This window comes from Saccharopolyspora rhizosphaerae (assembly GCF_003931915.1).
Lineage (GTDB): Bacteria > Actinomycetota > Actinomycetes > Mycobacteriales > Pseudonocardiaceae > Saccharopolyspora > Saccharopolyspora rhizosphaerae.
In genome coordinates this window covers 44,487-71,459 of record NZ_RSAA01000014.1, presented here as the reverse complement: position 1 = coordinate 71,459, position 26,973 = coordinate 44,487, and the positions used below count along the sequence as shown (strand labels likewise).

The 26,973-nt window shown below is 71.2% G+C and carries 20 protein-coding genes and 1 pseudogene; 15 read left to right on the top strand and 6 right to left on the bottom strand.

All coding sequences use genetic code 11. The annotated features are described in order from the left end of the window. The first annotated feature begins 59 nt into the window (after positions 1-59). The 3 genes from dnaE to EIL87_RS13390 all read left to right on the top strand — a co-directional run bounded on the left by dnaE (position 60) and on the right by EIL87_RS13390 (position 6,925). Positions 60-3,644: a DNA polymerase III subunit alpha gene (dnaE, locus tag EIL87_RS13400; RefSeq protein WP_125090794.1), complete on the top strand. Its 3,585-nt coding sequence runs from the start codon at positions 60-62 to the stop codon at positions 3,642-3,644. Between the two features lie 104 nt (positions 3,645-3,748). Continuing rightward, positions 3,749-4,963 (top strand): cytochrome P450 family protein, encoded by a 1,215-nt coding sequence (locus EIL87_RS13395; RefSeq protein WP_125090792.1) that lies wholly within the window; start codon positions 3,749-3,751, stop codon positions 4,961-4,963. 723 nt (positions 4,964-5,686) lie between these two features. Further along, positions 5,687-6,925, top strand: coding sequence for a cytochrome P450 family protein (locus tag EIL87_RS13390; protein ID WP_125090790.1), 1,239 nt, complete (start codon positions 5,687-5,689; stop codon positions 6,923-6,925). A gap of 16 nt (positions 6,926-6,941) precedes the next feature. Here EIL87_RS13390 and EIL87_RS13385 read toward each other — a convergent pair whose 3' ends face one another. Beyond that, the gene (locus EIL87_RS13385) at positions 6,942-8,912 is read right to left on the bottom strand and encodes an arabinofuranosyltransferase (protein WP_233576226.1); all 1,971 of its coding nucleotides are present in this window, start codon (positions 8,910-8,912) and stop codon (positions 6,942-6,944) included. Positions 8,913-9,105: 193 nt separating this feature from the next. Here EIL87_RS13385 and EIL87_RS13380 point away from each other — a divergent pair, with 193 nt between their 5' ends. Beyond that, entirely contained in the window at positions 9,106-9,717 is a 612-nt protein-coding gene (locus EIL87_RS13380) for a DUF2567 domain-containing protein (protein WP_233576225.1), read from the top strand. A gap of 268 nt (positions 9,718-9,985) precedes the next feature. Here EIL87_RS13380 and EIL87_RS13375 read toward each other — a convergent pair whose 3' ends face one another. From EIL87_RS13375 to EIL87_RS13365, 3 genes are all read right to left on the bottom strand, one after another. Further along, positions 9,986-10,759, bottom strand: a complete 774-nt coding sequence (locus EIL87_RS13375; protein WP_125090784.1) for a hypothetical protein — start codon at positions 10,757-10,759, stop codon at positions 9,986-9,988. A 452-nt stretch (positions 10,760-11,211) separates the two neighbouring features. Further along, a complete protein-coding gene (locus tag EIL87_RS13370) occupies positions 11,212-11,892 on the bottom strand; it encodes an LON peptidase substrate-binding domain-containing protein (RefSeq protein ID WP_325049461.1) in 681 nt (226 codons plus the stop codon). 56 nt (positions 11,893-11,948) lie between these two features. Further along, on the bottom strand, positions 11,949-12,599 hold the full coding sequence (locus tag EIL87_RS13365) for an NUDIX hydrolase (protein ID WP_125091101.1): 651 nt from the start codon (positions 12,597-12,599) through the stop codon (positions 11,949-11,951). A gap of 150 nt (positions 12,600-12,749) precedes the next feature. Here EIL87_RS13365 and nadA point away from each other — a divergent pair, with 150 nt between their 5' ends. From nadA to EIL87_RS13345, 4 genes are read left to right on the top strand one after another with little or no spacing between them, the layout of a single operon-like run. Next, entirely contained in the window at positions 12,750-13,763 is a 1,014-nt protein-coding gene (gene nadA, locus EIL87_RS13360) for a quinolinate synthase NadA (protein ID WP_125090782.1), read from the top strand. Then, the gene (locus EIL87_RS13355) at positions 13,760-15,358 is read left to right on the top strand and encodes an L-aspartate oxidase (protein ID WP_125090780.1); all 1,599 of its coding nucleotides are present in this window, start codon (positions 13,760-13,762) and stop codon (positions 15,356-15,358) included. The genes nadA and EIL87_RS13355 overlap by 4 nt, the downstream gene beginning before the upstream one ends. Continuing rightward, the gene (nadC, locus tag EIL87_RS13350; protein ID WP_125090778.1) at positions 15,355-16,203 is read left to right on the top strand and encodes a carboxylating nicotinate-nucleotide diphosphorylase; all 849 of its coding nucleotides are present in this window, start codon (positions 15,355-15,357) and stop codon (positions 16,201-16,203) included. Before EIL87_RS13355 ends, nadC begins: the two co-directional genes overlap by 4 nt. A gap of 39 nt (positions 16,204-16,242) precedes the next feature. Further along, complete coding sequence (locus EIL87_RS13345; RefSeq protein WP_125090777.1) at positions 16,243-17,157, top strand: CPBP family intramembrane glutamic endopeptidase; 915 nt, start codon at positions 16,243-16,245, stop codon at positions 17,155-17,157. Here the strand turns inward: EIL87_RS13345 and EIL87_RS13340 are convergent. Then, positions 17,121-17,912, bottom strand: a complete 792-nt coding sequence (locus EIL87_RS13340) for a carbon-nitrogen hydrolase family protein (RefSeq protein WP_125090775.1) — start codon at positions 17,910-17,912, stop codon at positions 17,121-17,123. The two genes, EIL87_RS13345 and EIL87_RS13340, sit on opposite strands and share 37 nt — an antisense overlap. A gap of 197 nt (positions 17,913-18,109) precedes the next feature. Here EIL87_RS13340 and EIL87_RS13335 point away from each other — a divergent pair, with 197 nt between their 5' ends. Then, positions 18,110-18,733, top strand: coding sequence for a GntR family transcriptional regulator (locus EIL87_RS13335; RefSeq protein WP_125090773.1), 624 nt, complete (start codon positions 18,110-18,112; stop codon positions 18,731-18,733). On the opposite strand, the pseudogene EIL87_RS13330 reads toward EIL87_RS13335, so the two are convergent. After that, a pseudogene (locus EIL87_RS13330) lies at positions 18,699-19,999 on the bottom strand (MFS transporter). The gene EIL87_RS13335 and the pseudogene EIL87_RS13330 overlap by 35 nt on opposite strands. Before the next feature lie 80 nt (positions 20,000-20,079). Here EIL87_RS13330 and EIL87_RS13325 point away from each other — a divergent pair. The 6 genes from EIL87_RS13325 (at position 20,080) to EIL87_RS13300 (ending at position 26,937) form a co-directional block, all read left to right on the top strand. Continuing rightward, the gene (locus EIL87_RS13325) at positions 20,080-20,748 is read left to right on the top strand and encodes a DUF2848 domain-containing protein (RefSeq protein WP_125090768.1); all 669 of its coding nucleotides are present in this window, start codon (positions 20,080-20,082) and stop codon (positions 20,746-20,748) included. Positions 20,749-21,926: 1,178 nt separating this feature from the next. Beyond that, a complete protein-coding gene (locus EIL87_RS13320) occupies positions 21,927-23,510 on the top strand; it encodes an ABC transporter substrate-binding protein (protein WP_125090766.1) in 1,584 nt (527 codons plus the stop codon). After that, positions 23,507-24,481: an ABC transporter permease gene (locus EIL87_RS13315; protein WP_125090765.1), complete on the top strand. Its 975-nt coding sequence runs from the start codon at positions 23,507-23,509 to the stop codon at positions 24,479-24,481. Before EIL87_RS13320 ends, EIL87_RS13315 begins: the two co-directional genes overlap by 4 nt. Continuing rightward, positions 24,474-25,340: an ABC transporter permease gene (locus EIL87_RS13310; RefSeq protein ID WP_125090763.1), complete on the top strand. Its 867-nt coding sequence runs from the start codon at positions 24,474-24,476 to the stop codon at positions 25,338-25,340. The genes EIL87_RS13315 and EIL87_RS13310 overlap by 8 nt, the downstream gene beginning before the upstream one ends. Beyond that, positions 25,337-26,302 (top strand): ABC transporter ATP-binding protein, encoded by a 966-nt coding sequence (locus EIL87_RS13305; protein ID WP_233576224.1) that lies wholly within the window; start codon positions 25,337-25,339, stop codon positions 26,300-26,302. Before EIL87_RS13310 ends, EIL87_RS13305 begins: the two co-directional genes overlap by 4 nt. Further along, positions 26,275-26,937, top strand: a complete 663-nt coding sequence (locus tag EIL87_RS13300; protein WP_233576223.1) for an ABC transporter ATP-binding protein — start codon at positions 26,275-26,277, stop codon at positions 26,935-26,937. The genes EIL87_RS13305 and EIL87_RS13300 overlap by 28 nt, the downstream gene beginning before the upstream one ends. Positions 26,938-26,973: the final 36 nt, after the last annotated feature.

Below are 26,973 nucleotides of genomic sequence, written 5' to 3'. Positions count from 1 at the left end.
CGGTGCCCGGAGTTAATCTGGCACCTCAGTGGACCCGCCCGCGAAGGAGGACTTCACCCGTGCCTGTCGACCCCTTCGTCCATCTCCACGTGCACACCGAGTACTCGATGCTCGACGGTGCGGCGAAGGTCGGGGCGCTGTTCGCCGAGGCGCAGCGGCTCGAGATGCCGGCGGTCGCGATGACCGACCACGGCAACATGTTCGGCGCGGACGAGTTCTACCAGCAGGCGAAGAAGACCGGTATCAAGCCGATCATCGGCATCGAGGCGTACGTGGCGCCGGAGAACCGGTTCCACAAGAAACCCGTCTTCTGGGGTGAGGCCAAGCAGCGGGGCACCGACGAGTTCGGTGAGGGCGGTGACGTCTCCGGTGCCGGTGCCTACACGCACATGACGATGTTCGCCCGCAACGCCACCGGTCTGCGCAACCTGTTCACGCTGTCCAGCCTGGCCAGCTTCGAGGGCCAGTACCGCAAGCCGCGGATGGACAAGGAGCTGATCAGCGAGCACGCCGAGGGCATCATCGCGACCACCGGGTGCCCGTCCGGTGAGGTGCAGACGCGGCTGCGGCTGCGGCAGTTCGACAAGGCGTTGCAGGCTGCGGCGGAGTACCAGGAGATCTTCGGCGAGGAGAACTTCTTCCTGGAGCTGATGGACCACGGGCTGCCGATCGAGCGGTCGGTCCGCGAAGGCCTGCTGGAGATCTCGAAGAAGCTCGGCCTCCCGCCGCTGGCCACCAACGACAGCCACTACGTGACCGTCGACCAGGCCGGATCGCACGGCGCGCTGCTGTGCGTGCAGTCGGGCAAGACGCTCTCCGACGACAGCCGGTTCAAGTTCGACGGCGACGGCTACTACCTCAAGTCGGCCGAGGAGATGCGGGAGTACTGGGACAGGGAGGTCCCGGGCGCGGCGGACAACACGTTGCGGGTGGCCGAGATGGTGGAGTCCTACGAGGACGTCTGGTCCTTCCAGGACCGGATGCCGCGCGTGACCGACGGCAGCGGCAAGTCCGAGCGGGAGCTGCTGGAGGCCGAGGTCGAGCAGTACCTGCCGACCCGCTACCCGGACGGCCCCAGCCAGGAGTGCCTGGAGCGGATCAAGACCGAGCTCGACGTCCTCGACACCAAGGGCTACTGCGCGTACTTCCTCGTGGTCGGCGACCTGACCCGGTGGGCGAAGTCGCAGGGCATCCACGTCGGACCCGGGCGTGGTTCGGCCGCGGGATCGCTGCTGGCCTACATCCTGCACATCACCAACCTGGACCCGCTGGAGCACGGCCTGATCTTCGAGCGGTTCCTGAACCCGGAACGCGACTCCCCGCCCGACATCGACCTCGACTTCGACGACCGGCGTCGCGACGAGGTCCTGCAGTACGCGATCAACAAGTACGGGCGGGACAAGGTCGCCCAGGTCATCACCTTCGGCAAGATCAAGACGAAGGCGGCGATCAAGGACGCTGCGCGCGTGCACCACGGCCAGCCAGGGTTCGCGATCGCCGACCGGATCTCGAAGGCGCTGCCGCCGCCGATCGCGGCCAAGGACATCCCGCTGTCGGGCATCGTCGACCCGCAGCACGAGCGCTACACCGAGGCCGCCGAGGTCCGCTCGCTGATCGAGACCGACCCGTCGGTGTCGCAGATCTTCGAGACCGCGCGCGGGCTGGAGGGTCTGATCCGCAACGCCGGCGTGCACGCGTGCGCGGTGATCCTGTCCTCGCAGCCGCTGATGGGCACGGTGCCGCTGTGGGCGCGTGAGGACGGTTCGATCATCACGGGCTGGGACTACCCGTCGTGCGAGGCCATCGGCCTGCTCAAGATGGACTTCCTGGGGCTGTCGAACCTGACCATCCTCGGTGACGCGCTGGAGATGGTGGAGGAGAACCACGGCCGCGAGATCGACCTCTCCCACCTCGCGCTGGACGACGCCAAGACCTACGAGATGTTGGCGCGGGGCGAGAGCCTGGGCGTGTTCCAGCTCGAAGGTGGCGGCATGCGGGAACTGCTCAAGCGCATGCACCCCACCGAGTTCGGCGACGTGGTGGCGGCGAACGCGCTGTACCGGCCGGGCCCGATGGAGGTCAACGCGCACCTGGACTACGCCGACCGCAAGAACGGCAAGAAGCCGGTCGAACCGATCCACCCCGAGCTCGACGAGCCGCTCAAGGACATCCTGGCCGAGACCTACGGGCTGATCGTCTACCAGGAGCAGATCATGGCGATCGCGCAGCGGGTCGCCGGGTACAGCCTCGGTCGAGCGGACATGCTGCGCCGCGCGATGGGCAAGAAGAAGAAGGAAGTCCTGGACCAGGAGTTCGAGGGCTTCCAGGCCGGCATGCGCGACCAGGGCTTCTCCGACGAGGCGATCGACACGTTGTGGGCGACGGTCCTGCCGTTCGCCGGTTACGCGTTCAACAAGTCGCACGCGGCCGGGTACGCCCTCGTGGCGTACTGGACGGCCTACCTCAAGGCCAACTACCCGGCCGAGTACATGGCCGCGCTGCTGACCTCCAACGGCGACAACAAGGACAAGATGGCCGTCTACCTGGCGGAGTGCCGCCGGATGGGCGTGCGGGTGCTGTCTCCGGACGTCAACGACTCCAAGGACACCTTCGCCGCGGTCGACGGCGACATCCGCTTCGGCATGAGCGCCATCCGCAACGTCGGGTCGAACGTGGTGGGTTCGATCGTCAAGACCCGCGAGGAGACGGGCCGCTACACCTCGTTCACCGACTTCCTGGACAAGGCGGAGATCCTGGCCTGCAACAAGCGGGTCATCGAATCGCTGATCAAAGCAGGCGCTTTCGACTCGCTCGGCCACACCCGGATGTCGTTGGCCCAGCACCACGAGGCCGCGGTGGACGCGGTGATCGGGCTCAAGCGGCAGCAGGCGATGGGCCAGTTCGACCTGTTCGGCGCGGAGGACGACACCGGCACGGCCGAGTCGTCTCCGCTGGCGCACCTGCAGTTCACCGACGAGGAGTGGCCGCGCAAGCAGCTGCTCGCCTACGAGCGGGAGATGCTGGGCCTGTACGTCTCCGCGCACCCGCTCGACGGTGCGCAGCTGCTGCTGGCGCCCTACCAGGACAGCAGCATCGCCGAACTCGTCGGCGGTGAGCGCGAGACCGGGAACGGCAAGGACCAGATCAAGATCGCCGGGATGATCTCGGGGATCCAGCGCCGCATCAACAAGAACGGCCACCCGTGGGCGATCGTGACGCTGGAGGACCTGGACGCCAGCGTCGAGGTGCTGTTCTTCCCGAAGTCCTACGAGCTGTTCGCCGACTGCCTGGTGGAGGACACCGCGCTGGCGGTCAAGGGCCGGATCAACGAGCGGGAGGGCACGATCAGCGTGTTCGCCTCGGACGCGGTCCCGGTGGACATCTCGGCGGCCGAGACCGACGTGGGCACCAACCCGGCGTTCGTGATCAAGGTGCCGGTGGGCAGGGTCGACCAGTCGCTGGTCACCGAGCTCAAGCGGACGTTGCGGGCGCACTCCGGGACGACACCGGTGCACCTGAAGCTGCAGAGCCCGCGCGGCACCACGCGGCTGGCGCTGTCCAGCGACTTCTTCGTCTCGACGGAGAACGGGCTCCAGGGCGAGCTCAAAGGTCTGCTCGGCGCGGGCTGCTTCGAGATGTCCTGATCGTCGGGTTCGTGGCGGGACGTTCCTTCGGTCCTGTGTGACAAGCCGTGCGGAGCGGAGTTCACTGGCTTCGAGGGTCTTCCCGCCTACCCGAAGGGAACTCCATGTCCACCACCGAGGCGCGCACCGACGCGGTCACCTTCGACAGCGAGTTCGTCTCCCACCTCCACGACCGGTACGGCGAGATCCGTTCCGCCACACCGGTCCAGCGCATGATCACCCCGTACGGACTGCCGGTGTGGGTGATCACGCGCTACGACGACGCCCGGGCCGCGCTGGCCGACCCGCGCCTCGCCAAGGACTTCCGGCGGACCCGCGAGGTGGTCAGCACCAAAGCCGGTGCCGCCGGAAGTCCCTTCAACGACGACCTCAGCGAGCAGATGCTCAACCTCGACCCGCCCGACCACACCCGGTTGCGGAAGCTCGTGGTCAAGGCCTTCACCACCCGCCGGGTCGAGGCGCTGCGGCCGCGCGTGGAGGAGATCACCGCCGAGCTGCTCGACGGCGCGGACACCTCCGGTGAGGTCGACCTGCTGGACGTGCTGGCCTTCCCGCTGCCGATCCGGGTGATCTGCGAACTGCTGGGCGTCGACGAGAGCCGCCGCGACGACTTCCGGCACTGGACCAACACCCTGCTCGACGCCTCCGACGAGGAGGCGAAGGCCGCAGCGGCTGCCGCGATGGCTGCCTACCTGGCCGAACTCACCGCCGCCAAGCGGCAGCAACCGGCCGACGACCTGCTGACGGCGTTGATCGAGGTGTCCGAGGACGAGGACCGGCTCAGCGAGACCGAGTTGATCTCGATGGTGTTCCTGCTGCTGGTGGCCGGGCACGAGACGACGGTGAACCTGATCGGCAACGGAGTGCTGGCGCTGCTGCGCAACCCCGAGCAGTGGGCGGCGCTGGTCGAGGACCCCGACCGCGTGACGGGCGCGGTGGAAGAGGCCCTGCGCTTCGACGGTCCGGTGATGCACGGGACCTTCCGGCACACCACCGCAGCCGTGACCTTCGGCGGTGTGGAGATCCCCGCGGGAGAGATCGTGTGGGTCGGGCTGGCCTCGGCCAACCACGACCCGGAGAAGTTCCCGGAGCCGGACGCCTTCGACATCACCCGGGACAGCCACGGGCACCTGGCGTTCGGGCACGGCATCCACTTCTGCCTGGGCGCCCAGCTGGCCCGCATGGAGGCCCAGATCGCGCTGCGCCAGCTCGCCGAGCGCTTCCCCGGCCTGCGCGGGGCTGCCGAGCTCGACGACGTCGAGTGGCGCTTCTCCACCCTCATCCACGGACTGCAGCGCCTCCCGGTGCACCTCGGGTAAGGCCGAAGGCCTGCGGCGACCGTCGCGTGCGGCGGAGGTGGCGGACGTTTCCCGGAAGGGGAGAAGACCACTTCAAAGGTCCCCGGACGAACTCGATCGCGACCGTCCTCGGCAGCGAGAGGCCGCTCCGCGGCCCTCGTCCCATCTCGTTCCCACGAACGCGCCACCGCGTCCCGGCGTGCTGGCCACAAGAAAGGGCCCTCGCCACGAACCGGCGCTCCCGCCATGTCCGGGCGCACTCGCCGCACACCGACGCACTCGCCACGAACGGGAGTCCTCGCCACGAAGCCATCGGGGCACCCGCGGCGGTGCCGTCCCAGTTTCCCCGTCGAACTTCGCGCGAAATTCGACGGGGAACTTCGGGCGTCGAACTTCGCGAGAACTTCGAACGCGGCTTCGCACCTACGTCCCCGCGCAGTTGCGCGGCTTCGCGGCTTCGCGGCTTCGCAGCTTCGCGGCTTCGCAGCTACGTGGCTTCGCGGCTTCGCGGCTTCGCAGCTTCGCGGCTTCGCAGCTACGTGGCTTCGCAGCTTCGCGGCTTCGCAGCTACGTGGCTTCGCGGCTTCGCGGCTTCGCAGCTTCGTGGCTTCGCAGCTTCGTGGCTTCGCGGCGCGGGGGTGCGGCTGGAGGTGCGGGGTAGCCGCAGACCTGCAGAGCTCACACCCCGGCGCGGAGTCGTGCGCTTGCGGTTTACTGGGACGACGACTCGTGGATGGGGGTTCCATGACCGCGCACACCGATGCGATCCCGTTCGACAGCGCCTTCGCCCAGGACCTGCACGCCCGCTACGCGCAGCTTCGGGAGGCCGGGCCGGTGCACCGGTTGATCAGCGACAGCGGACTGCCGGTGTGGGTGCTCACCCGCTACTCCGACGCTCGCGCGATGCTGACCGACCCCCGGCTGAGCAAAGACGCGCAGGCCATCTTCCGGCTGATCTTGGACCGGTTCGCCTCCGAGTCCGAGCGCCAGGACTCCGAGGACGGCAGGTTCGCCGGCGCCGGGTTCGACATGCACATGCTCAACATGGACCCGCCGGACCACACCCGGCTGCGCAAGCTGGTCGTGCAGGCCTTCACCGCGCGCCGGATCGAGGCGCTGCGCCCGCGCATCGAGCAGATCAGCGACGAACTGCTCACCGCCATGGCCGGCGAGGCCGAGGTGGACTTCCTGGACGCCTTCGCCTTCCCGCTGCCGATCCGGGTCATCTGCGAACTGCTGGGGATCGACGAGAGCCGCCGCGACGACTTCCGGCACTGGACCAACCAGTTGCTCGACGACATCGACGGTGAAGCCTCCGCGCAGGCGGCCAGGGAGATGGCGCAGTACCTCACCGAGCTGCTGGCGGCCAAGCGGCAGCACCCGGCCGACGACCTGCTGACCGCGTTGATCGAGGTGTCCGAGGACGAGGACCGGCTCAGCGAGACCGAGTTGATCTCGATGGTGTTCCTGCTGCTGGTGGCCGGGCACGAGACGACGGTGAACCTGATCGGCAACGGCGTGCTGGCGCTGCTGACCCATCCCGACCAGTTCGCCGCGCTGCGGGCGAACCCGGAGCTGGTGGACGGCGCGGTCGAGGAGATGCTGCGCTTCGACGGTCCGCTCATGCACGCCACGTTCCGCTTCACCACCGAGCCGATCACGGTCGGCGACACCGTGATCCCCGCAGGCGAATTCGTCTGGGCCGGGCTCGCCGCGGCCAACCGCGACCCGGAGAAGTTCCCGGAGCCGGAGGCGTTCGACATCACCCGGGACAGCCACGGGCACCTGGCCTTCGGGCACGGCGTCCACTTCTGCCTCGGCGCTCCGCTGGCGCGGAGGGAAGCGCAGATCGCGCTGCGCGGCCTGCTCGCCCACTTCCCGGACCTGCAGCTGGCCACGGCTCCGGAGAACTTGTCGCGGCGGAACTCCAGCCTGATCCACGGGCTGCAGGCCCTGCCGGTCCGCCTCACACCCCGAGCGTGAGGCGGACGCGTGCTGATCAGCGCAGCGCGATGATCGTGTACGGACCGACCTCGCGCTTCACGAACGCCGGGGAGTCGAACAGCTCGCGGTCGAAGTAGGCGTAGTAGTCGCGGACGTTCGGGTTCTGCGGGAACGAGTCGCCCTTGAGCTGCACCGCGAGGTCGTCCTGGTGCTCCGGCGGGAACTCCGCGGTGGAGTGCGGGCTCCGCGGGTTGGTGAGCACGAACACGGTGGGGCTCTTGAATTTCGAGTCCCGCAGCATCGCCAGCAGCTCGTCGCTCGTCCGGGCCTTCGTCCAGCGCTCGACCTCGGCGGCCCGCTCGTCGTAGTCGGCCAGCGGGTTGGCGTAGTGCGGGGTCTCCTGCTGGAAGCCCCAGTAGGGTTGGAACGACATCACCTTGTAGTCGGTGCTCAGCAGCACGTTCTGATCGGGCTCGCGCCCGGTGAGGGCGTCGACGGCGCGGATCTCGTCGTCGAGCCAGGAACCCGCCTCCTCGGGGTCTCGACCTCCCTTGGCGTTGTCGCCGGTCGGGTAGTAGTCGCTGTAGGCCTGCTCGGTGTAGGCGCCCAGCTCCTCGGTGAGCGCGGTCTGGCTCACGGCCACCGCGCCGCCCAGGCCCAGCGCGCAGACGAGGGCGGTGGCCTGCAGCCCGTAACGCGGGTCGATCTTCGGCCGCAGGTAGCCGAACAGTTCCACCAGGCCGAGCACACCAGCGATCGGCAGGACCAGGTCCAGCACCACGTTGAGCCGGAACGACAGCAGCGTCGTCTTGGCCAGCAGGGCCAGCGTCGACAGGCCGAACCAGCCGTAGATCGCGACCACGACCACCAGCATCGAGGCGGCGATCTCGCTGTGGCGGCAGCGCAGCAGCAGCCACGCGAAACCCACCAAGCACAACGCGCCGAACGCGGAGGCCTCGGCCATCGGCACCGGTAGCAGCGCCCCGTCCTCGGGCAGGTAGTGCTGCGCGGCGCTGCGCGGGTTGTCCAGCAGGAAGTGGGTGGACACCAGGTAGGGCAACCACACGAGCAACGAGATGACCAGGCTGACCAGACCGATCGGCAGCAGCCGCAGGAACAGCCGCTTGACCGCCGCGCCCATCGCGTCACCCCGGCGCACCCGGTCGACGCCCACGATCAGCGCCATCAGCACGATCAGCGCGACGGCGAAGCCGAAGTGCAGCGTGTAGGTGATCGCCGCGAACCCGACGTAGCCGCCGATGCAGACCAGCGTCCAGCGCGGTGCGCCGTCGTCCAGCCGCAGCGCGCGCCAGGTCAGCACCGCCACCGGCGCCATCCACGCCGCTGACGGCCACGCGTAGGGCTCCACGATGCCGTGCAGCATGCCCGACAGGGTCGTGACGACCGCGGCCAGCACGGCCAGCCGGCGGCGCAGCACCACGCTCCACAACGTGAAGGCCACGACCGTGGTCACCGCGACCCAGCACAGGGCGTAGGGCTTGTAGGCCGCCCAGCCCTCCCAGCCCAGCAGGTTGGCGAAGCGTCCGCCGAGCCAGAACCAGCCGCTGGGGTAGTAGGGCGCGGTGTCGGCGTAGTTCATGTCGGCCAGGCCGAGCGTGGAGGCCATCCGCGTCATCAGCTGCAGGCGGAAGCCGTTGTCGGTGGAGGACCCGCCGTAGTAGAAGCGCGTCGACTGCAGCGGGATCGCCAGCAGCAAGGTGGTGAACGCGCTCAGCGCCACCCAGGTCGCGACGACCTTGCCCCAGCGGCCGAGGCGCGTCGCGCGGTACCCGAAGGCCAGCACCACGAACAGCACTGCGAGGACGAGGGTGCTGCTGAGCATCGTCAGCGCCTCGGGCGCGTTGCTGGGTTCGCTGATGCTGAGCCGCGTGGCGGCGAACTGCAGCACCATGCTCACCAGCACGGCGACCGCGGAACCACCGATCAGTTCGGCTACGGTGGTGCGCAACGGGAGCCGGACAACCGAGGCCTGCCTGGGCTCGTCGATCGGGCTCGGTCCGGTCACCTGGGGAGACGGCAGGATTCCCACCACTTCACTCGTCCTTCGGCGTAGCCGACATGAGGGCTCGCGCAGAATAGTTGAGCACGGGCCGTGCTCAGCCATCGGGTGACGGGGACACGTGCGGGGAAACGCTATGGTGGCCGGAAGATTTCGCAAGCCGAACCGGTGGCGGCGGACGCGAGGAGGAGGTCGGCGGGTGTCCGACAGCTCTGTGGACGACGCGGGCACGACGCGTGCCCTCCCCGAGCGGATCGAGCCCGAGGACGCGGCGCTGCTCCCGGTCCTCGCCCCGCCCACGCCGAAGGTCGTCGTCAAGGCCGACCTGCTGCCTGCGGTCAGCGCGGTGTCGCTGATCGCGTTGCTGGGGTTGCCGGTGGGGTGGTTGTGGTCGCGGTTGGCGCCGCCGCAGGAGAGCGTGCTGCGCCCGGGCGGCTCGGTGACCCCGCTGCTGGTGGAGAGCTACCACGAGTTCGACGGCATCGCGATCTTCGCGCTGCTGGCCTTCGCAGCCGGTGTGCTCACCGCTGCCGTGCTGTGGCGGATGCGGGGCCGGCGCGGCCCGGTGCTGCTGCTCGGCGGCGTGCTGGGGTCCGCGGTGGCGTCGTGGCTGGGCGTCCAGGTGGGCGGGTCGCTCGCGGCCGGGCTCTACCCGATGCCGCCGAACCCGCAGGTCGGCGACCTGGTCACCATCGCCCCCGAGATCACCACGAACTGGGTGCTGGTCGCGATGCCGCTGGCCCTCTCGCTCGGCTACGGCATCGCCACGTCCTGGAACGGCTTCGACGACCTGGGCCGACGCCTCCAGTGAGCACGCCGGGTCGAGTCCGCGGCGCAGCTGCCGTTCCCACCCCCGCACCCCGTGCTCGAGCGGCTCCGTTCCCGACCAACTGCGTGCCCGAGAAGCTCCGTGCCCGAGAAGCTCCGTTCGGATCTCGCGAGAAACTCGAACGCTGAAGTTCCTCGTCGCATTGCGCGAGAACGTCGAACGGGAGCTTCAGGTGGCGCCGCCGCTGCACCCAGCAGCGCCCGGGCCTGCCGCCCAGAACCCGCAAGGGGGCTCCTGAGCAGGAGGCGCCTCACTGCGGGCGGAGCGAGGTGCTGACCTCGTGGAGGGTTGTTTCGCTGACGCCGCCGGGGACGTCCTGGTCGGCCGCGCCCACGAAGACCAACGAGCTCGTGCCGTCGTTGTTGGTGGCCACGACGGCGACCGCGACGCTGCGCGCGTCGCAGCCCGTCGGGGCGGGCAGGGTCACCCGGGCGTTGACGCGGGTGGCCGGGACCCCGCCGGTGAGCTGGAGGCGCTCCGGCGGCGACTGCTCGACGAGCGGGGCCACCCCGCCGCGCGTGAAGGCGTGGCTGATGAAGGTGCCGAGGGTCTCCTCGGCGACAGCGGCGTCATCCGGTCCGAGGCGGGCGCTGGCTCCCGACATCGCGCGGAAGCTGTTGTCGTCCCCAGGGCAGAAACCCCGCTGCTGGTGCGCCACGCCGGTCAGCGTGACGGCGTCGTCCGGTGGTCCGACCGCGTGCACCGCTCCCGGGTCGGCGTCGATCTCCCAGTCCTGCGGCACGTCGTAGACCGCGCCCCGCTTCGGCACCGCGACCACCTGCCAGCCGGCTCGGACCGCCGACGCCTCGGGCGACGGCGGCGGGGCCGGTACAGCCGCGGTCCGCTGTTCCCGGAGACCGATCACGACCACGGCCGCCATCGCGGCGATCAAGACGACCGCGCCCAGCACGCTCGCGGCGATCAGCCACCCGCGCCGCTTCCGGCGAGGCGGTTCGGGCTGCGGGAACGCGCCGAAGCCCCGGTACTGCTGCCGCGGGTCCCACGGGCCACCAGCTGAGGACATGCGGCCGATCCTAGATCGAACCGCCCCTCACCAACCCTGGTGCCGCGAGGATCCTCTCGAGGAACCGCCGAAGCCGCTGCCCCCACGCCCCCGCACCCCGCAGGGGTGCCGTCGAACTTCACCCGAAGTTCGACGCCCGAAGCTCCACGTCGACGTTCTCGTGAAGTTCGCGGGCCGAAGTCCGCCCTCGACTTCGCGCGAAACGTGACAGCCCGGGCTCCTCCCGTCGATTCCCCGTCGAACTTCTCGCGAAGTTCGAAGCCGGAAGCTCCCCGTCGAAGTTCTCGCGAGGTCGAGGGCGGGACTCTCCGCCGTGCACCGCCGCTGGTTCTCGGCAGGCGCTGCTGAGCGGAGTTGGTGACCTCGCCTGGGAGCGTCGGACCGCTTGGTGATCGGGCACCGGACGAACGGGGTGGTCCGCGGCGGGCGTGTTCCGGAGGGGTGGTTCCGCTTCAGTTCAGGCTTGGTTGTTGGGCGAACTCGGCCAGCGGGGCGGGCACCGCGCGCAGTTCGCGGAGGAACTCGGCTTCGCGCAGCAGCAGCTTGCGGACGGTGCGCAGGCGCACCAGCGGGTCGGTCTCCTCGAGCAGCTCTTGGCGGTCTTCGGTGGTGAGCACGCAGTCGTCGGCCAGCAGGTACGACAGGTCGCCCAGGTCAGCGGCCTCACCGGGCACCTCGCGGGGCCCGCTGCGCATGCCCGAGGCGTGGTAGCGCTGGTGGGCGTCGCGCGCCGCCGCGGACAGCCGTTCGCGACGGCCGGGCGAGTCGCGCTCCGGGGTGACGTCGGGCAGCCACTGCACCCGGGCCAGCAGGTACGGCGCGGACTCGGTGTCGATCTGCAGCAGCCGGAACCGCCGTTCGCCGAAGGCGGTGACGTCGTAGCGTCCGCCGGGCAGCTGCCGGGCCTGGTCGAGCACCGCCGTGCATCCCACGTCGTACATCGAGTCGACGTTGTCCTCGCCGACCTCCCAGCCCTGCCGGATGGTGACCACGCCGAACCGGCGGTCGGGCACGTCCTCGTTCAGCAGGTCTTGCACGAGCTCGCGGTAGCGCGGCTCGAAGATGTGCAACGGCAGGTGCCCGCCGGGGAACAGCACGGACCCCAGGGGGAACAGCGGCAACGTGTCCAACACGCCCCCAAACTACTTCGATCGTCGCGACGAGGCTGCTCCAGTCAAGCAGCCTCCTCTCAGGACGGTGGGCGGAACACGGCGAACGGGTCGGTCACCTGCAGGTCGCGCGAGGTGAAGCGGAACAGCGCGGGTGGCCTGCCGCCGGAGCGGCCGGCGGGCAGGGTGCGCCCGGTGGCTTCCAGAACGCCCCGGCGCGACAGCACGCGCTGCAGGTTGGTCGCCGCGACCTGGTAGCCGAGCGCGGCCGAGTAGATCCCGCGCAGCTCGGAGACGGTGAACTCGGCGGGGGCCAGCGCGAACCCGATGTTGGTGTAGGAGAGCTTGGCGCGCAGGCGGTCTCGCGCGGCCAGCACGACCTCCTCGTGGTCGAAGGCGGTCGCGGGCAGGTCGTCGACCGGGAACCAGCGGGTGTCGTCGGGCACCTCGGGGTCGACGTCGGCGGGCACCAGGCACAGGAACGCGGTGGCGATCACCCGCCGGTCCGGCACCCGGCCGGGCGCGCTGAACACCGACAGCTGCTCGACGTGGGAGAGCTTGTGCACGTCGACCTTCTCGGCCAGCTGCCGCCGGATCGAGGCTTCGACGTCCTCGTCGGGGGCCAGCCAGCCTCGGGGGAGCGACCAGCGGTGCAGCGCAGGCTCCTCGGCCCGCTGCCAGAGCATCACCTGGAGCCGTTGGTCGCGGCTCTGCAGCACGCCGGCGAGCACTTCGTGAGCTGCGTCTCTCCCGGGAGCGCGGGACCCGGTGTTACGATGTGGCACGTTTTCGATTCTAAGGCGAAAACCTCGGGGCCGTTGATCCGGGGTGGAAGCGGGGTCTCCGGCGCACCCCCGGAGGGACCCGGCGAGGAGGACGAGATGGCGACTGCGACGTGGCAGCGGACCGATGTCGGGTTCACCGGCGTCGAAGCCGACGCCGCCTGGGCGGCGGAGGTCCGGCGGCTGGCGGAGGAGCGCGACGCCGTGCTGCTGGCGCACAACTACCAGCTGCCCGAGATCCAGGACGTCGCTCACCACACCGGTGACTCGCTGGCGCTGAGCCGCATCGCGGCTGAGAGCGACGCGAGCACGATCGTCTTCTGCGGCGTGCACTTCATGGCCGAGACCGCCAAGATCCTCGGCCCGGAGAAGACGGTGCTCATCCCCGACGAGCGCGCGGGGTGCTCGCTGGCGGACTCGATCACCGCCGAGCAGCTGCGCGCCTGGAAGGCCGAGCACCCGGGCGCGGTGGTGGTCTCCTACGTCAACACCACCGCGGACGTGAAGGCCGAGACCGACATCTGCTGCACCTCCTCCAACGCGGTGGACGTCGTCCGCTCCATCCCGGACGACCGCGAGGTGCTGTTCTGCCCGGACCAGTTCCTGGGCGCGCACGTCAAGCGGGAGACCGGCCGGGAGAACCTGCACGTCTGGGCCGGCGAGTGCCACGTGCACGCCGGGATCAACGGCCCGGAGCTGGCCGAGCGGGCCGCCGCCTCCCCGGAGGCCGACCTGTTCATCCACCCGGAGTGCGGCTGCGCGACCTCCGCGCTCTACCTCGCGGGCGAGGGGACCGTCGAGCCGGATCGGGTGAAGATCCTCTCGACCGGCGACATGCTCACCGCCGCGAAGCAGACCGGCGCCACCTCGGTGCTGGTGGCCACCGAGGTGGGCATGCTGCACCAGCTGCGCCGGGCCGCGCCGGAGATCGACTTCCGCGCGGTCAACGACCGGGCGTCCTGCCGCTACATGAAGATGATCACCCCGGCGGCTCTGCTGCGCTGCCTGCGCGAGGGCGCCGACGAGGTGCACGTGCCCACCGACGTCGCCGACCGCGCGCGGGCCTCGGTGGAGCGCATGATCGCCATCGGCAAGCCGGGGGGTGGCGAATGACCTGGGAAGCCGGCGCTGACCTGTTGGTGGTCGGCACCGGCGTGGCCGGGCTGACGGCCGCGCTGCGCGCTCGCGAAGCCGGGCTGCGGGTGCTGGTGGTGAGCAAGGATTCGGTGTCGGCCGGCAACACCGGCTGGGCGCAGGGCGGCATCGCTGTCGTCCGGCCCGGGGACCTCGACCCGGGCGACAGCCTGGACGGGCACGTGCAGGACACGCTCACCGCCGGGGTGGGGCTCTGCGCGCCGGACGCGGTGCGCGCGATCCTCGCCGGCGGGGCCGAGGCCATCGCCCGGTTGCGCGCGGCCGGAGCGCGGTTCGACACCACCGAAGGCCGGCTCGCCCGCACTCGCGAGGGAGGTCACCAGGCCTTCCGCGTCATCCACGCGGGCGGGGACGCCACCGGCGCCGAGGTCCAGCGGGCGCTGGTCTCGGCCGTGCGCGGCGGTGGCATCCCGGTGCTCGAAGAGCACTGCGTGGTCGAGCTGCTGCGCGGCGAGGGCGGTGCGATCGCCGGTGCGCTGGCGGTGGATCGGCACAGCCGGCCTGGTGTGCTGCACGCGCCCGCGGTGCTGCTGGCCACCGGCGGTCTTGGCCACCTCTACGCCGCGACGAGCAACCCCGAGGTGTCCACTGCGGACGGTGTTGCGCTGGCCCTGCGCGCCGGTGCGGGCGTGGCGGACCTGGAGTTCGTGCAGTTCCACCCGACCGTGCTCTACGCGCCGGGCGAGGCGCGCGGACGACGTCCGCTGGTGACCGAGGCGGTCCGCGGCGAGGGTGCCGTGCTGGTCGACGTGCACGGCGAGCGGGTGATGGACGGCGTTCACCCGCTGGGTGACCTGGCACCGCGCGACGTCGTGTCGGCCGCGATCACCCAGCGGGCCGCTGACACCGGTGCTCAGCACGTCTTCCTGGACGCCACCGGGATCGCCGGGTTCGCCGAGCGCTTCCCGACCGTGCACGCCTCCTGCCGGGAAGCGGGGATCGACCCGCTGACCGAGCCGATCCCGGTGGCCAGCGCGGCGCACTACTCGTGCGGCGGCGTGGTGTCCGATGGGGAGGGTCGCACCGCGGTACCCGGCCTGTACGCGGCGGGGGAGGTGGCGTGCACCGGCCTGCACGGCGCGAACCGGTTGGCGTCCAACAGCTTGCTGGAGGGCCTGGTCGTGGGCGGCCGGGCCGCCTCGGCGGTGGCCGAGGACATCGGCCGCGGGTTGCTGCCGCGCACGCCGGTGGGCGAGGTCGAGCCGCCCGCGTTCGCCGTCGTCGAGCGAGACCTGTTGCAGCGCACCATGAGCCGGTACGCGGGCATCGGTCGCAGCGAGGAAGGCATGGCCGAGGCGTGCGCGGTGCTGGACCGCCACTCCGTGGTTCGCCCGCTGCGCACCCGGCAGGCGGTCGAGGACGCGTCGTTGACGCTGACCGCTCACGCCCTGCTGGCCGCGGCCCGGCTCCGCGAGGAATCCCGCGGCTGCCACCGCCGCACCGACTTCCCGGAGACCGACGACCTGCGCTGGCGGCGCAGCACGGTGCTCCGGCTGGACGCGTCGGGGTGGCTGATCCCCGCCGGAACCGGGATTGCGAGGACAGCGGCATGATCTTCGACGTCGACGGAGCCCGCGAGGTCGTCCGCACGGCGCTGGCCGAGGACCTGCGCTACGGGCCCGACGCCACCACCGAGGCCACGGTGCCCGCGGACGCGATCGCCGAGGCGGCCTTCAACACGCGCCGATCCGGGGTGCTGGCCGGGCTTCCGCTGGTCCGGCTGGTGCTCGACGAGGTGCTGGGCGCCGACGCCTACGAGGTGCTCGAGGAACGCGCCGACGGCGAGCGGTTGGCGCCGGGCGACTGCGCGCTGCGCGTGAAAGCCCCGGTCCGGGGCCTGCTCACCGCGGAGCGCACCGCGCTGAACCTGCTGACGCACCTGTCGGGCATCGCCACCGCGACGTCCCGGTGGGTCGACGCGGTGGCCGGCACGGGCTGCCGGGTCCGGGACAGCCGCAAGACCCTGCCGGGCTTGCGCGACCTGCAGAAGTACGCCGTGCGCTGCGGGGGCGGTGTCAACCACCGGAAGGGCCTGGGCGACGCCGTCCTGATCAAGGACAACCACGTCGTGGCCGCGGGCTCCCCGGCGGCCGCCGTGCGGGCCTGCCGTGCCCGCTACCCGGACCTCCCGATGGAGGTCGAGGTCGGCGACCTCGACGAGCTCGACGAGGTGCTGGCCGAGGAGGTCTCGCTCGTGCTGCTCGACAACTTCACCCCGCAGGACTGCGTCGAAGCCGTGCGCCGGGCCCGGGCGGTCTCGCCGGGCACGGAACTGGAGTCCTCCGGCGGCCTCACCCTCGACGTGGCCGAGACCTACGCCAGGACCGGGGTCGACTACCTGGCGGTGGGGGCTCTGACCCACTCCTCCCCGTCCTTGGACCTGGGCCTGGACATGTGATCAGCAGCCCCACCGAGCGGACCCCTGCTGGACCCGGGCATGATCGAGCACGTGTCGACGGCTCTGCTGGATGGTCCCGGGTCGGCGCGCCGGCCGACCGGCCCGCTGCTGGCCCTGCTGGTGGTCATCGTCTGCCTGCTGGTCGGGCCGGCCCTGGTGACGCTGGCGTGGCTCCCCCTGCTCGACCGGTCCGCGTTGCCCTTGGTGGACGGCCCGGTGGTGCTCGAGGCGCAGCTGGTGCTGCTGCTGAGCTTCCTCGGCGCCAGCGGTCTGCTGGCGCTCTGGGTCCGCTTCAAGGAGGGGCGCCCGCTGGCGAGCCTCGGGTTCTTCCCGGCCTCGCGGATCGGCGCGCACCTCGCGCTGGGAGCGGGGACCGCCGTGCTGCTGCTGGCGATCCCGGTTGCGGTGAACCTCCTCAGCGGGCAGTACCGGGTCGGGCCGCTCCGGGCGGCGCAGGTCGCCGCGGTGCTGCTGGCGCTGCTCGGGTTCACCGCGCAGGCCTGCACCGAGGAGGTCGTGACCCGCGGCTACCTGCTGCAGACCGCCTACCGGCAGTGGGGCCTGACCGCGGCGATCGCCTTCCAGGCCGTGGTGTTCGCGCTGCTGCACGGCGTGAACTTCGACGTCGGCCTGGTGGCGCTGCTCAACATCCTGCTGATCGGCTTGGTGCTGGGGATGTGGGCGGTCGCCGAGGGCTCGCTGTGGGGTGTGTGCGCGTTCCACGTCGTGTGGAACTGGTGCCAGGGCAACGTGGCCGGGATCGAGGTGTCCGGGATGGACCTCCAGGCCACGCTGCTCAGCCTCGCACCGGGCCCCGGATCAGCGGAGCTGCTCACCGGCGGTGGGTTCGGCGTCGAGGGCAGCCTCGTCACCACCGGTGTGCTGCTGGTGGCCGGCGCCGCGGCCTTCCGGGCGGTTCAGAAGCGGCGGTTGGCCAGCACCGGCACCGCCTGACGGGCCGCGTCGACCTCGTCCGGGTCGAACTCGACGACCTCGACCTCGGGCTCGGCGCCCAGCTCGGCGTGGACCAGTCCGAGCGGGGTGGCCACCAGGCTGTGGCCGACGCCGGTCGGCGCCTTGCCGGAGGGCTCGCGGCCGATGCTGCGCGGGTCGCCCTGACCGCAGGCCACGACCCACGAGGTCGAGTCCAGCGCGCGGGCGCGCACCAGCAGCTCCCACTGCTCGACCTTGCCCTCGCCGGCGCCCCACGACGCGGGCGTGACGATCACCGAGGCGCCCTCGTCGGCGAGCTTCTGGAACAGCCCGGGGAAGCGGACGTCGTAGCAGGTGGTGAACCCGATGCCGACGCCGTCGAGGGTGACCACGACCGGCTCGGAGCCGGGGGCGACCGTGCGGGACTCGGCGAAGCCGAACGCGTCGAAGAGGTGGATCTTGTCGTAGGAGGTGTCCAGGCCACGGCCGGTGATCAGCAGCGTGTTGGTGACGCGGCCGTCGTCGGCGGGGGTGAACATGCCCGCCACCACGGCGATGCCGGCTTCCCGGGCGAGGCGGCGGACCTCGGTGGCCCACGGGCCGTCGAGGGGTTCGGCCAGCGGCGCGAGCTTCACGCCGAAGCACGCCATCGTCGCCTCAGGGAACACCGCGAGGTCGGCGCCCTCCTCGGCCGCACGGCGGATGCCGTCGGCGACCAGCTCGAGGTTCGCCTTCGGGTCCGGCCCCGACACGATCTGGCACAACGCGATCCGCATAACCACAACCATCCTTCGACGACCGTCTGTTCGGAAGGGGCGGAGCCACTTCCTCTTCCCGGTGAGTGTCCCTCGCAGTGCGCACCGCCGGGTTCCTGCACGGCTCCGCAGCGAGCACGCCACCGCAGGACGAGTGGTCACCTGCTGAGAACCGATATGATGCTTGTATACCGACGATATGCAAGCAAGGGGTCAAGTTGCCGTCCGGACGTGAACTCGCTTACGCCCACCTCAAGGACACCGTCCTGAGCGACCCCGGCATGCAAGGGCAGTTCGTCAACGAACAAGCCCTCGCCGACGAGATCGGCGTGTCGCGCACGCCCATCCGCGAAGCACTGCTGCTGCTCGCCGCCGAGGAGCTCGTCCAGCTGGTGCCCAAGCGCGGCGCCTACATCGCGCCGGTCGGCGGCCGCGAGATCCGCGAGCTGTTCGAGATCCGCGCGATGATCGAGTGCTACGCGGCCCGCCGTGCCGTCGAGCTCGGCGCGGTGCCGCTGGCCGAGATGCGACGGGAGCTCGACGCGCAGCGCGAGCTCGGCGACGAGCAGGCGCGCGAGTTCATCGACCACGACCACCGGTTCCACTCCGCGCTGGTCGGGGCCGTGGGCAACGAGATGCTGTCCAAGACCTACGACGGCTTGCGCGCCCGCCAGGTCCGCGCGGGCGTGGAAGCCCTGTTCCGGTCCGACGGGCGGCGCAAGTCGGTGCTGGCTGAGCACGAGGCGATCTGCTCGGCGCTCGCCGCGGGCGACCCGGAGGCCGCGACCGCGGCGATCACCGAACACCTCAACGCGACGCGGCGGGTGCTCCAAGCCGGCTGAGCCCCAGGCCGACCAGCGTCACCGCGCAGGTCGCGGCCAGGTAGCAGGCCGGGGCGACCCAGGTGTCGAAGTAGGCGTACAGCGAGGTGAACAGCAGCGGCGCCAGCGCCCCGCCGATGATCCCGGCGAGGGTGTAGGCCAGCGAGGAACCGGTGGCGCGCAGCGCCGGGCTGAACTGCTCGGCGATGAACGCCGCCTGCGGGCCGTACATCAGCGCGTGCCAGATCAGCCCGACGACCACGCCGAGGATGAGCAGCCCGGCGGAACCGCCGCCGACCAGCGGGAAGAACACGAAGGGCCACACGAGTCCGCCCACAGCACCGACCGCGTAGACCCGGCGGCGACCGAAGCGGTCCGACAGCGCACCGGCCAGCGGCATCAGGAACAGCTGCAGCGAGGAGCCGAGCATCACGCCGGTGACCGCCCAGCTCTTGCCCATGTCCAGCTGCTGGGTGGCGTAGGTCAGCACGAAGACCGTGAACAGGGCGTAGAGCACGTCCGGCCCGACGCGGGAGAGGATGCCGGAGATCAGCGCCCGCGGCTCCTGGGTGAGGACCTCGCGCACCGGGGCGCCCGCCTGCTCGCCCTTCTGCTGGATCTCCTGGAAGACCGGGGTCTCCTCCAGCTTGACGCGGATCCACAGGCCGAAGATGACCAGCACGGCCGACAGCAGGAAGGCGACCCGCCAGCCCCAGGACATGAACTGCTGGGAGGTCAGGCCGGCGGCGAGCGCGGCGAGCACGCCGTTGGCGAGCAGGTTGCCGCCGGGGGTCCGATCTGGGCGGCGGAGGCCCAGAAACCGCGGTGCTTCTCGCTGCCGTACTCGCTGGACAGCAGCACCGCACCGCCCCACTCGCCGCCGATGCCCACGCCTTGGGCGAAGCGCAGGACCACGAGCAGCACCGCGCCGAGCGAGCCGACCTGGTCGTGGGTGGGCAGCAGTCCGATCAGGACGGTGGCGATGCCGGTGATCAGCAGTGTGATCACCAGGACCTGCTTGCGGCCGAGCACGTCGCCGAGGCGTCCGAAGACGAAACCGCCCAGCGGGCGCGAGACGTAGCCGACTGCGTAGGTGGAGAACGCCAGCAACGTCCCGGACAGCGGGTCGTGGCTGGGGAAGAACAGCTGGCCGAACACCAGCGCCGAGGCGACCGAGTAGGCGGCGAAGTCGTACCACTCGAGGGAGGTTCCGCTCAGGCTCGCCACGAAGGCCTTGATCAGGTCCTTGCGCGCCGGTCTTGCGGCGGTCACGGGCGCGTTCGTCATGGGCTCCTCGATTTCCAGGTGGACCTGCAGAGTGTGATACGAACTGTATACAAGAGGTATGCCGATTGGGGAGGGTTCTCGTGTTCCCGTTGTGTTTCGACGTCGACGGCCAGACCGTCGAGGTCCAGGTGACGACGCTGCTCAACGCCGGTTACGCCGGTCGCAGCCAGGAGGACGTGGCCGCCCACGTCGCCGAACTCGCGGAGCTCGGCGTGCCCGCTCCGACCCGCACGCCCTGCCTGTACCCGGTGGCGCCGTACCTGGCCATGCAGGCCGACGTGGTCCCGGTCCAGCACGGCCGGACCTCCGGTGAGGCCGAGTGGGCACTGGTGATCACCGACCGCGACGTGCTGCTCACCGCCGCCTGCGACCACACCGACCGCGAGCTCGAGGTCCACGGCGTGGCCTGGAGCAAGCAGGCGGGCCCGGACGTCCTCGCGCGCGAGGCCTGGCGGCTCTCCGAGGTCGAGGACCGCCTCGACGAGCTCACGCTCACGGCGTGGGCGGGTGGCCAGAAGATCCAGGACGGCACCCTCGCCGACCTGCTCACGCCCCGCTACTGGCTCGACGAGCTCCGCGCCCGGGGTCTGGACGAGCCCGGCACGATCCTCATCTCGGGCACCATCCCGATGCTCCCGGACGTCGACCAGTTCGCGGGCACCTGGCGCGTCGACCTCACCGACCCGCGCACCCGCCGCACCATCACCTGCTCCTACGAGGTCAACCAGATGCCCGACCCGGTTTCCTGACCCCTGGTGCTGGCCTTCCCGTCCCGGGCTCGGTGCCGGACCACCCCGGTGGTCCGGCACCCGAGCACCGGTTTCCGGGTGCGGTGTGGCTCCCGCGGATGACCGGTCCACGAGAGTCCGAGGGCCAGCTCTCGCGATGGTGCGATCGCCCTCGGCGTGTGACCGTCGGATCCGAGGGTCTCCAGCTCGGGTGCCGGATCACCCGGTGATCCGACCCTCCGAGCGCCGGGGTGACCACGGGTGCGTGAACGCGTGGCGAGAGCGCGGGTCACGCCGTCCGGCGGTGTCGCCCGACGTGTGGGGTCTCTTGATCGCTACCGAGGTTGCGGGCCGTCGCGTCGGCATGTCCTCAGCTCGGGTGCCGGATCTCCGGTGATCCGGCACCCCGATTCCGCTAGTTTCCGGTGGCCGATCGTCCCGGAGGTCGGGCACGTCCCGCGGATGAGCGGTCCGCGCAAGGCTGCGGCGGAGATGTCGCGGTGTCCTGATCGCTACTTGGGGGTGCGGTCGTCGTGTCCACAGTTCCCCGGGTTGAATGCCGGATCACCCGGGTGGACCGACCTCGGGTTGCTGGAGTTCCCGGGTGCTCGAACACCGTCGTGATGGCGCAGGTCACGACAACGAGCGGTTCGCGTGAGGTGCGGGCGAGTCCTCTGATCGCCGCAGGGGCGAGGGTGCCGCGTCCGCCACTCCCCGGCTTGGGCGGCCGGACCAACCAGTCCACGGCTCGTGAGCACGTTCTCGGCTGCGTCGACGTCGTGGTGACCCGGCATCTGACGCGGCTGTGCGGTTGCGGGAGGTGATGAGACGGTCTTCGATCACCTGGTCCTGCCTGCTGGACCACGCCGCTCCGCTTCGTGAGCATCGCTGCACCTCAGGCGGATGGGCACCTCGGACGGACGGGCACCTCGCGCGGGCAGGTGACCGGGCGAGGTCGCGGGCGCCAACCCCTGACGCCGCTACGCGACTTCGCGATCCCCCTGACCGGGCGAGGTCGCGGGCGCGAACCCCTGACGCCGCTACGCGACTTCGCGATCCCCCGAACCTGCTTGCCCTTGCCGCTGCAGCCTCTGTGGGTGCCGGATGCCGCCTCGAAGCACCGGAGGCCCCTCCGAAGTGGAGGGGAGCAAGATCTCAAGTTATTGAGAAATAGTTGCAACAGCCCCTATGGTGCGGGAGTGCTGAAGCGTCGAAGTTGGGTTGTCGGGTTGTCGCTCGTGCTGGGGGTCGTGGTGGCGGGGTGTTCCGCGCCCTCCCAGCCGGGGAAGCCCGGGGAGTTGTTGCTGGCCGACGGCTTCGAGCCGGAGAGCCTGAACCCGCTGCTCGGGTACGGAGCCGAGGGGGCGGCGAAGTTCTACGACGGGTTGCTCGCCTTCGACGGGCGGGCGCAGTTGCGGCCCGCGCTGGCGGTGGATCCGCCGCAGGCCAACGCCGATGCCACGAGCTGGACGGTGAAGCTCCGCGACGGCGTGCGGTTCCACGACGGCACGCCCTTCGACGCCGAGGACGTGGTGGCCACCTACCGCGCGGCGATCGATCCGGCTTACGCCTCCACGATCTCCTCCGACTACGACATGCTCGCCGGGGTCGAGGCCGTGGACGCCCACACCGTGCGCTTCGACCTGAAGTTCCCCTACTCCGCGTGGCCGTCCAAGCTCGTGCTGGGCGTCATGCCGAACGAGTCGCTGAGCACGCCTGCCCCGCAGGAGAGTTCACCGCTCAACACCCGTCCGGTCGGCACCGGGCCGTACCGGCTGGTCGAGTGGCGGCAGGGCGACCAGATGACCTGGGCCGCCAACCGCGACTACTGGGGCGGCGCGCCGGCCGTGCACGACATCACCGTCGTGTTCGCCAAGGACGACAACACCCGCGCCCAGCGGCTGGCGGCCGGTGAGTTCGACGGCACCGTGCTCCCGCCGGTGCTCGCCGGAGGTGCCGCTCGCGACGGGTTCCGCGCCGTGCACCACGAGACAGCCGACTACCGCAGCATCGCGCTGCCCCACAACAACCCCGTGACCGGCGACCGCGCGGTCCGAACCGCCCTGAACCTCGCCGTCGACCGCGAGGGCATGATCAAGGCGCTGCTCGGCGGGCACGGGAAGCCCGCGCACACCCCGATCCCGCCGTCGATGGGCGCGCACCACGAGCCCGCAGCGACCTTCGCCCACGACCCGCGGGAAGCGGCCCGCGTCCTCGACGAGGCCGGCTGGCGCGTCGGTCCCGACGGCATCCGCGAACGCGGGGGCACCCGCGCGACGTTCACCGTCCTGTACTTCGCCGACGACAGCCTCCGCCGCGACCTGGCAACGGGTTTCGCCTCCGACGCCCGCGAGATCGGCATCGAGGTCGAGCTCGCCGGGGTGGACCGCTCCGCGGTCGCCGACCGGCTGGACACCGACGGCATCGTGCTCGGCGGCGGTAACCCGATCGACCCGGATCCGCAGGCCTACTCCAGCCTCAGCTCCTCGGCGATCGGCACCGGCACCTACGACAACCCCGGTCAGTACCGCAACGCCGAGGTCGACGCGGCGCTCGACGCGGCCCGCCGCGAGCTGGACCCGGGCAAGCGCGCCGAGCTCTACCGGCAGGTCCAGCGCGCCTACGTCGCCGACCCGGGCTTGGTGTACCTGGCGTTCGTCGACCACAGCTACGTGCTGCGCGACGACTCGTTCACCGGCTACCAGGCGCCCGTCGAACCGCACACCCACGGCACCACCTGGGGTCCGTGGTGGAACGTCGAGACCTGGAAACCGCGAGCATGAGCCGGACGATCACGCGCCTGGCGCTGCGGCGCCTGGCGTTCGCCGTCCCGGTGCTGGTGATCGTCGCGTTCGGCGTGTTCCTGCTGGCTGCGGCCTCGCCGTTCGACCCGGTCGAGCAGTACTTCGGCGTGCGGCTCTACACCGCCTCGGCCGCCGACGTGGCGCGGGTGCGCGCCGAGCTCGGCCTCGACCGGCCGGTGCTGGAGCAGTTCTGGCAGTGGTTCCACGGCCTGCTCAGCGGTGATCTCGGCGTGTCGCGGTCCCTGCGGCAACCGGTCGCGCAGGTCGTCGCCGAGCGCCTGCCGTGGACCGCGCTGCTGGCCGTCAGCGGACTCGCCCTGGCGGTGGTCTTCGCGCTGGTCGGCGGCACGATCGCGGCCTGGCGGCAGGGCGGTGTGGTGGACCGGCTGGTCACCGCCGTGGGTCACGCGCTGGAGGGCGTGCCGCCGTTCGTGCTGGCGCTGCTGGCGATCGCGGTTTTCTCGCTCGGCCTGGGCTGGCTGCCGGTCGCGGGCCTGACCGACGCCGGTGAGCAGCTGTCGTTCGGGCAGGTGGCCGAACACCTCGCGCTGCCCGCCCTGGTGCTGGCCGCGTCCCAGACGCCGTGGCTGGTGCTGCACGTCCGGCAGTCGATGCTGGGATCGCTGGCCGAGGACCACGTCACCGGTGCTCGAGCACGCGGACTGGCTGAGCGCATCGTGGTGCTGCGCCACGCGCTGCCGACCGCGCTGCTGCCGTTCGTGACCCTGATCGGTGCTCGCATCCCGGAACTGGTCACCGGAACGGTGCTGGTCGAGGAGGTCTTCTCGTGGCCGGGGCTGGCCGGTGCGGTGGTCACGGCGGCGACCGCGGTGGACTACCCGCTGCTGGCGATGGTGACCCTGGTGGCCACCGCCGCCGTGCTGCTGGGCTCGCTGCTGGCCGACGTCGCCGCGGTCGTGCTCGACCCGAGGGTGGCCGCCGATGGCTGAGCTGACCTGGAAGCCCGCCGGTCGAGCCGGTGCCGCCCGCGCGCGGCCACGCTCCCGCCTGCTCGCCTCCGGCGTCGGGCTCGGGGTGCTGGTGCTCGCAGCGGTGGTCGTCCCGCTGCTGGTGGGCGGGCAGGGCGTGAGCTACGAGGAGGTACGCCTCGCGCCGAGCCTCCTGCACCCCTTCGGCACCGACTCGAACGGCCGCGACCTGTTCGTCCAGTCGATGGCGGGGCTGCGGGTGTCGTTGCTGGTGGCCGGGTTCAGCGCGGTGGTGTCCACTGTGCTCGGTTCGCTGGTCGGGGTCGTGGCCGGCGGGCTCGGCGGCTGGACCGACCGGCTGCTGATGCGCCTGGTCGACATCGTCAACTCGGTGCCCCACCTGCTGCTGGGCGTGGTCGTCGTCGCGCTGTACCGGGGGAGCCTGGTGACGGTGGTCTGCTCGATCGCGCTGACGCACTGGACCACGGTCGCGAGAATCGTGCGTTCCGAGGTCCTCTCGCTGCGGCAGCGCCCCCACGTCGAGGCCGCCATCGCCGGTGGTTCCTCGCGGGCGCGCATCCTGCGCAGGCACCTGCTGCCGGCGATCGTGCCGCAAGCCGCGCTGTCGGCGGTGCTGCTCGTGCCGCACGCGGTGTGGCACGAGACCGCCCTGAGCTTCCTCGGACTCGGCCTCCCACCGCACCTGGCCAGCATCGGCAACCTCCTCGGCGACGGCCGCGAGGCGGTGCTGCTGGGGGCCTGGTGGATCGTGCTGTTCCCGTCGGCGCTGCTGGTGGCCACCACGCTGGCGGTCTCGGGGCTGGCGGCGACCTGGCGGGACCGGCTCGTGCCGAAACGACGATCGGAGCTGTCGCTGTGACCGACACCCACGCCCCCGAGAGGACCGGTCTGCTGGAGCTGCACCGGCTTTCGGTCCGGTTCCGGCTCCCGCGCGGGGTTCTGGTGCGCGCGGTCACCGACGCGGCCCTGCACGTGCGGCCCGGCCGGGTGCTGGCGCTGGTCGGCGAGTCCGGTTGCGGCAAGTCGGTCCTGGCCTCCGCACTGCTCGGGCTGCTGCCCGGCAACGCCGAAGTCCGCGGGCACGCGCTCCTCGACGACGGCACCGACCTGATCTCGGCGCCGGAACCGGTGCTGGCCGGGCGGGTCCGCGGTCGTCGCATCGGGCTCGTCCCGCAGTCGGCGAGCACCCACCTGACGCCGGTCCGCACCGCACGCGCCCAGCTCGTCGAGACCGTCGCCGCGCTGGGCGGCCCGAGCCGGGCCGACGAGCTCGCCGAGCGCGTCGGTCTCGACCCCGCGGACCTCGACCACTACCCGCATGAGCTCTCCGGCGGCATGGCGCAACGCGTCGCGCTCGCCCTGGCGCTGGCGGGCGACCCCCGGATCGTCCTCGCCGACGAGCCGACCACCGGCCTGGACCGGCCGCTGGTGCACCACGCAGTCGACCTGCTCGCCGAGGCCGCCACCGACGACCGAGCGGTCCTGCTCATCACCCACGACCTGGCCGCCGCCCGCCGCGTCGCCACCGACGTCGCGGTGATGTACGCCAGCCGCATCGTCGAAGCAGGCCCGGCCGAGGAGGTGCTGAGCGAACCCTGGCACCCGTACACCGCCGCGTTGTTGGCGGCGCTGCCGGAGGGCGGGTTCGAGCCGATCCCCGGCCACCCGCCGTCGTTGACCGAACTCGACCGCGTCGAACAGGAGTGGGGCTGCGTGTACTGCCAACGCCGTCCGGACCAACCGGGCTTCGCGCCCTGCACGGGGGACCCGGAACTGCTCGCCCGGGGCGATCGGTGGATCGCCGCCCACGCGCCGTGCTGAGCGCCACCGACGTCGTCGTCGGCTACCGGCGCGGGCGGCCGGTGCTCGACGGCGCGAGCGTCGACCTCGCCGCCGGGGAAGTGCTCGGGCTCGGCGGACCCAGTGGTTCGGGCAAGTCCACGCTGGGACGCGTGCTGGCGTTGCTGCACCGGCCGTGGTCCGGACGGGTGTCGCTCGATGGCAGTGACATCTCGCGTTTCCGGCACCGCACACCCCCGGGAACGCGAAGGTCTGTCGGAATCGTCTTCCAGCACCCGCGGCCCGCCGTCGACCCGCGCTTCACGCTGCGCGAGATCATCGCCGAACCGCTGCTGGCGCGCGGAGAACCCGGGGACGTCGACGAGCTCGTCGACGAAGTGGGCCTCACCGGGGAACTGCTCACCCGGCGGCCGCACGAGGTCAGCGACGGTCAACTGCAACGCGCCTGCCTGGCCCGCGCTCTCGCGCCGCAGCCCCGCTACCTGGTGTGCGACGAGATGACGGCGATGCTCGACGCCTCCACGACGGCCGCCCTGGTGCGCGTTGTCGACCGCCGGACCTGGGAGAACGGCATGGGCGTGCTGGCCATCAGCCACGACGAAGCGTTGCTGACTCGCTGGGCGCACCGTGTGGTTCACGTATCCGAGTTGATATGACATCGTGGCGCAATGCGGTGCTCGGGGAGCCGCTCG

Excerpts from the sequence above, each read along its gene's own strand:
- EIL87_RS13390 (WP_125090790.1), top strand. The coding sequence starts at position 5,687 with ATGACCGCGCACACCGATGCGATCCCGTTCGACAGCGCCTTCGCCCAG.
- EIL87_RS13340 (WP_125090775.1), bottom strand. The coding sequence starts at position 17,912 with ATGCGGATCGCGTTGTGCCAGATCGTGTCGGGGCCGGACCCGAAGGCG.
- EIL87_RS13310 (WP_125090763.1), top strand. The coding sequence starts at position 24,474 with ATGGCTGAGCTGACCTGGAAGCCCGCCGGTCGAGCCGGTGCCGCCCGC.
- nadC (WP_125090778.1), top strand. The coding sequence starts at position 15,355 with ATGATCTTCGACGTCGACGGAGCCCGCGAGGTCGTCCGCACGGCGCTG.
- EIL87_RS13355 (WP_125090780.1), top strand. The coding sequence starts at position 13,760 with ATGACCTGGGAAGCCGGCGCTGACCTGTTGGTGGTCGGCACCGGCGTG.
- EIL87_RS13345 (WP_125090777.1), top strand. The coding sequence starts at position 16,243 with ATGATCGAGCACGTGTCGACGGCTCTGCTGGATGGTCCCGGGTCGGCG.
- nadA (WP_125090782.1), top strand. The coding sequence starts at position 12,750 with ATGGCGACTGCGACGTGGCAGCGGACCGATGTCGGGTTCACCGGCGTC.
- EIL87_RS13395 (WP_125090792.1), top strand. The coding sequence starts at position 3,749 with ATGTCCACCACCGAGGCGCGCACCGACGCGGTCACCTTCGACAGCGAG.
- EIL87_RS13375 (WP_125090784.1), bottom strand. The coding sequence starts at position 10,759 with ATGTCCTCAGCTGGTGGCCCGTGGGACCCGCGGCAGCAGTACCGGGGC.
- EIL87_RS13315 (WP_125090765.1), top strand. The coding sequence starts at position 23,507 with ATGAGCCGGACGATCACGCGCCTGGCGCTGCGGCGCCTGGCGTTCGCC.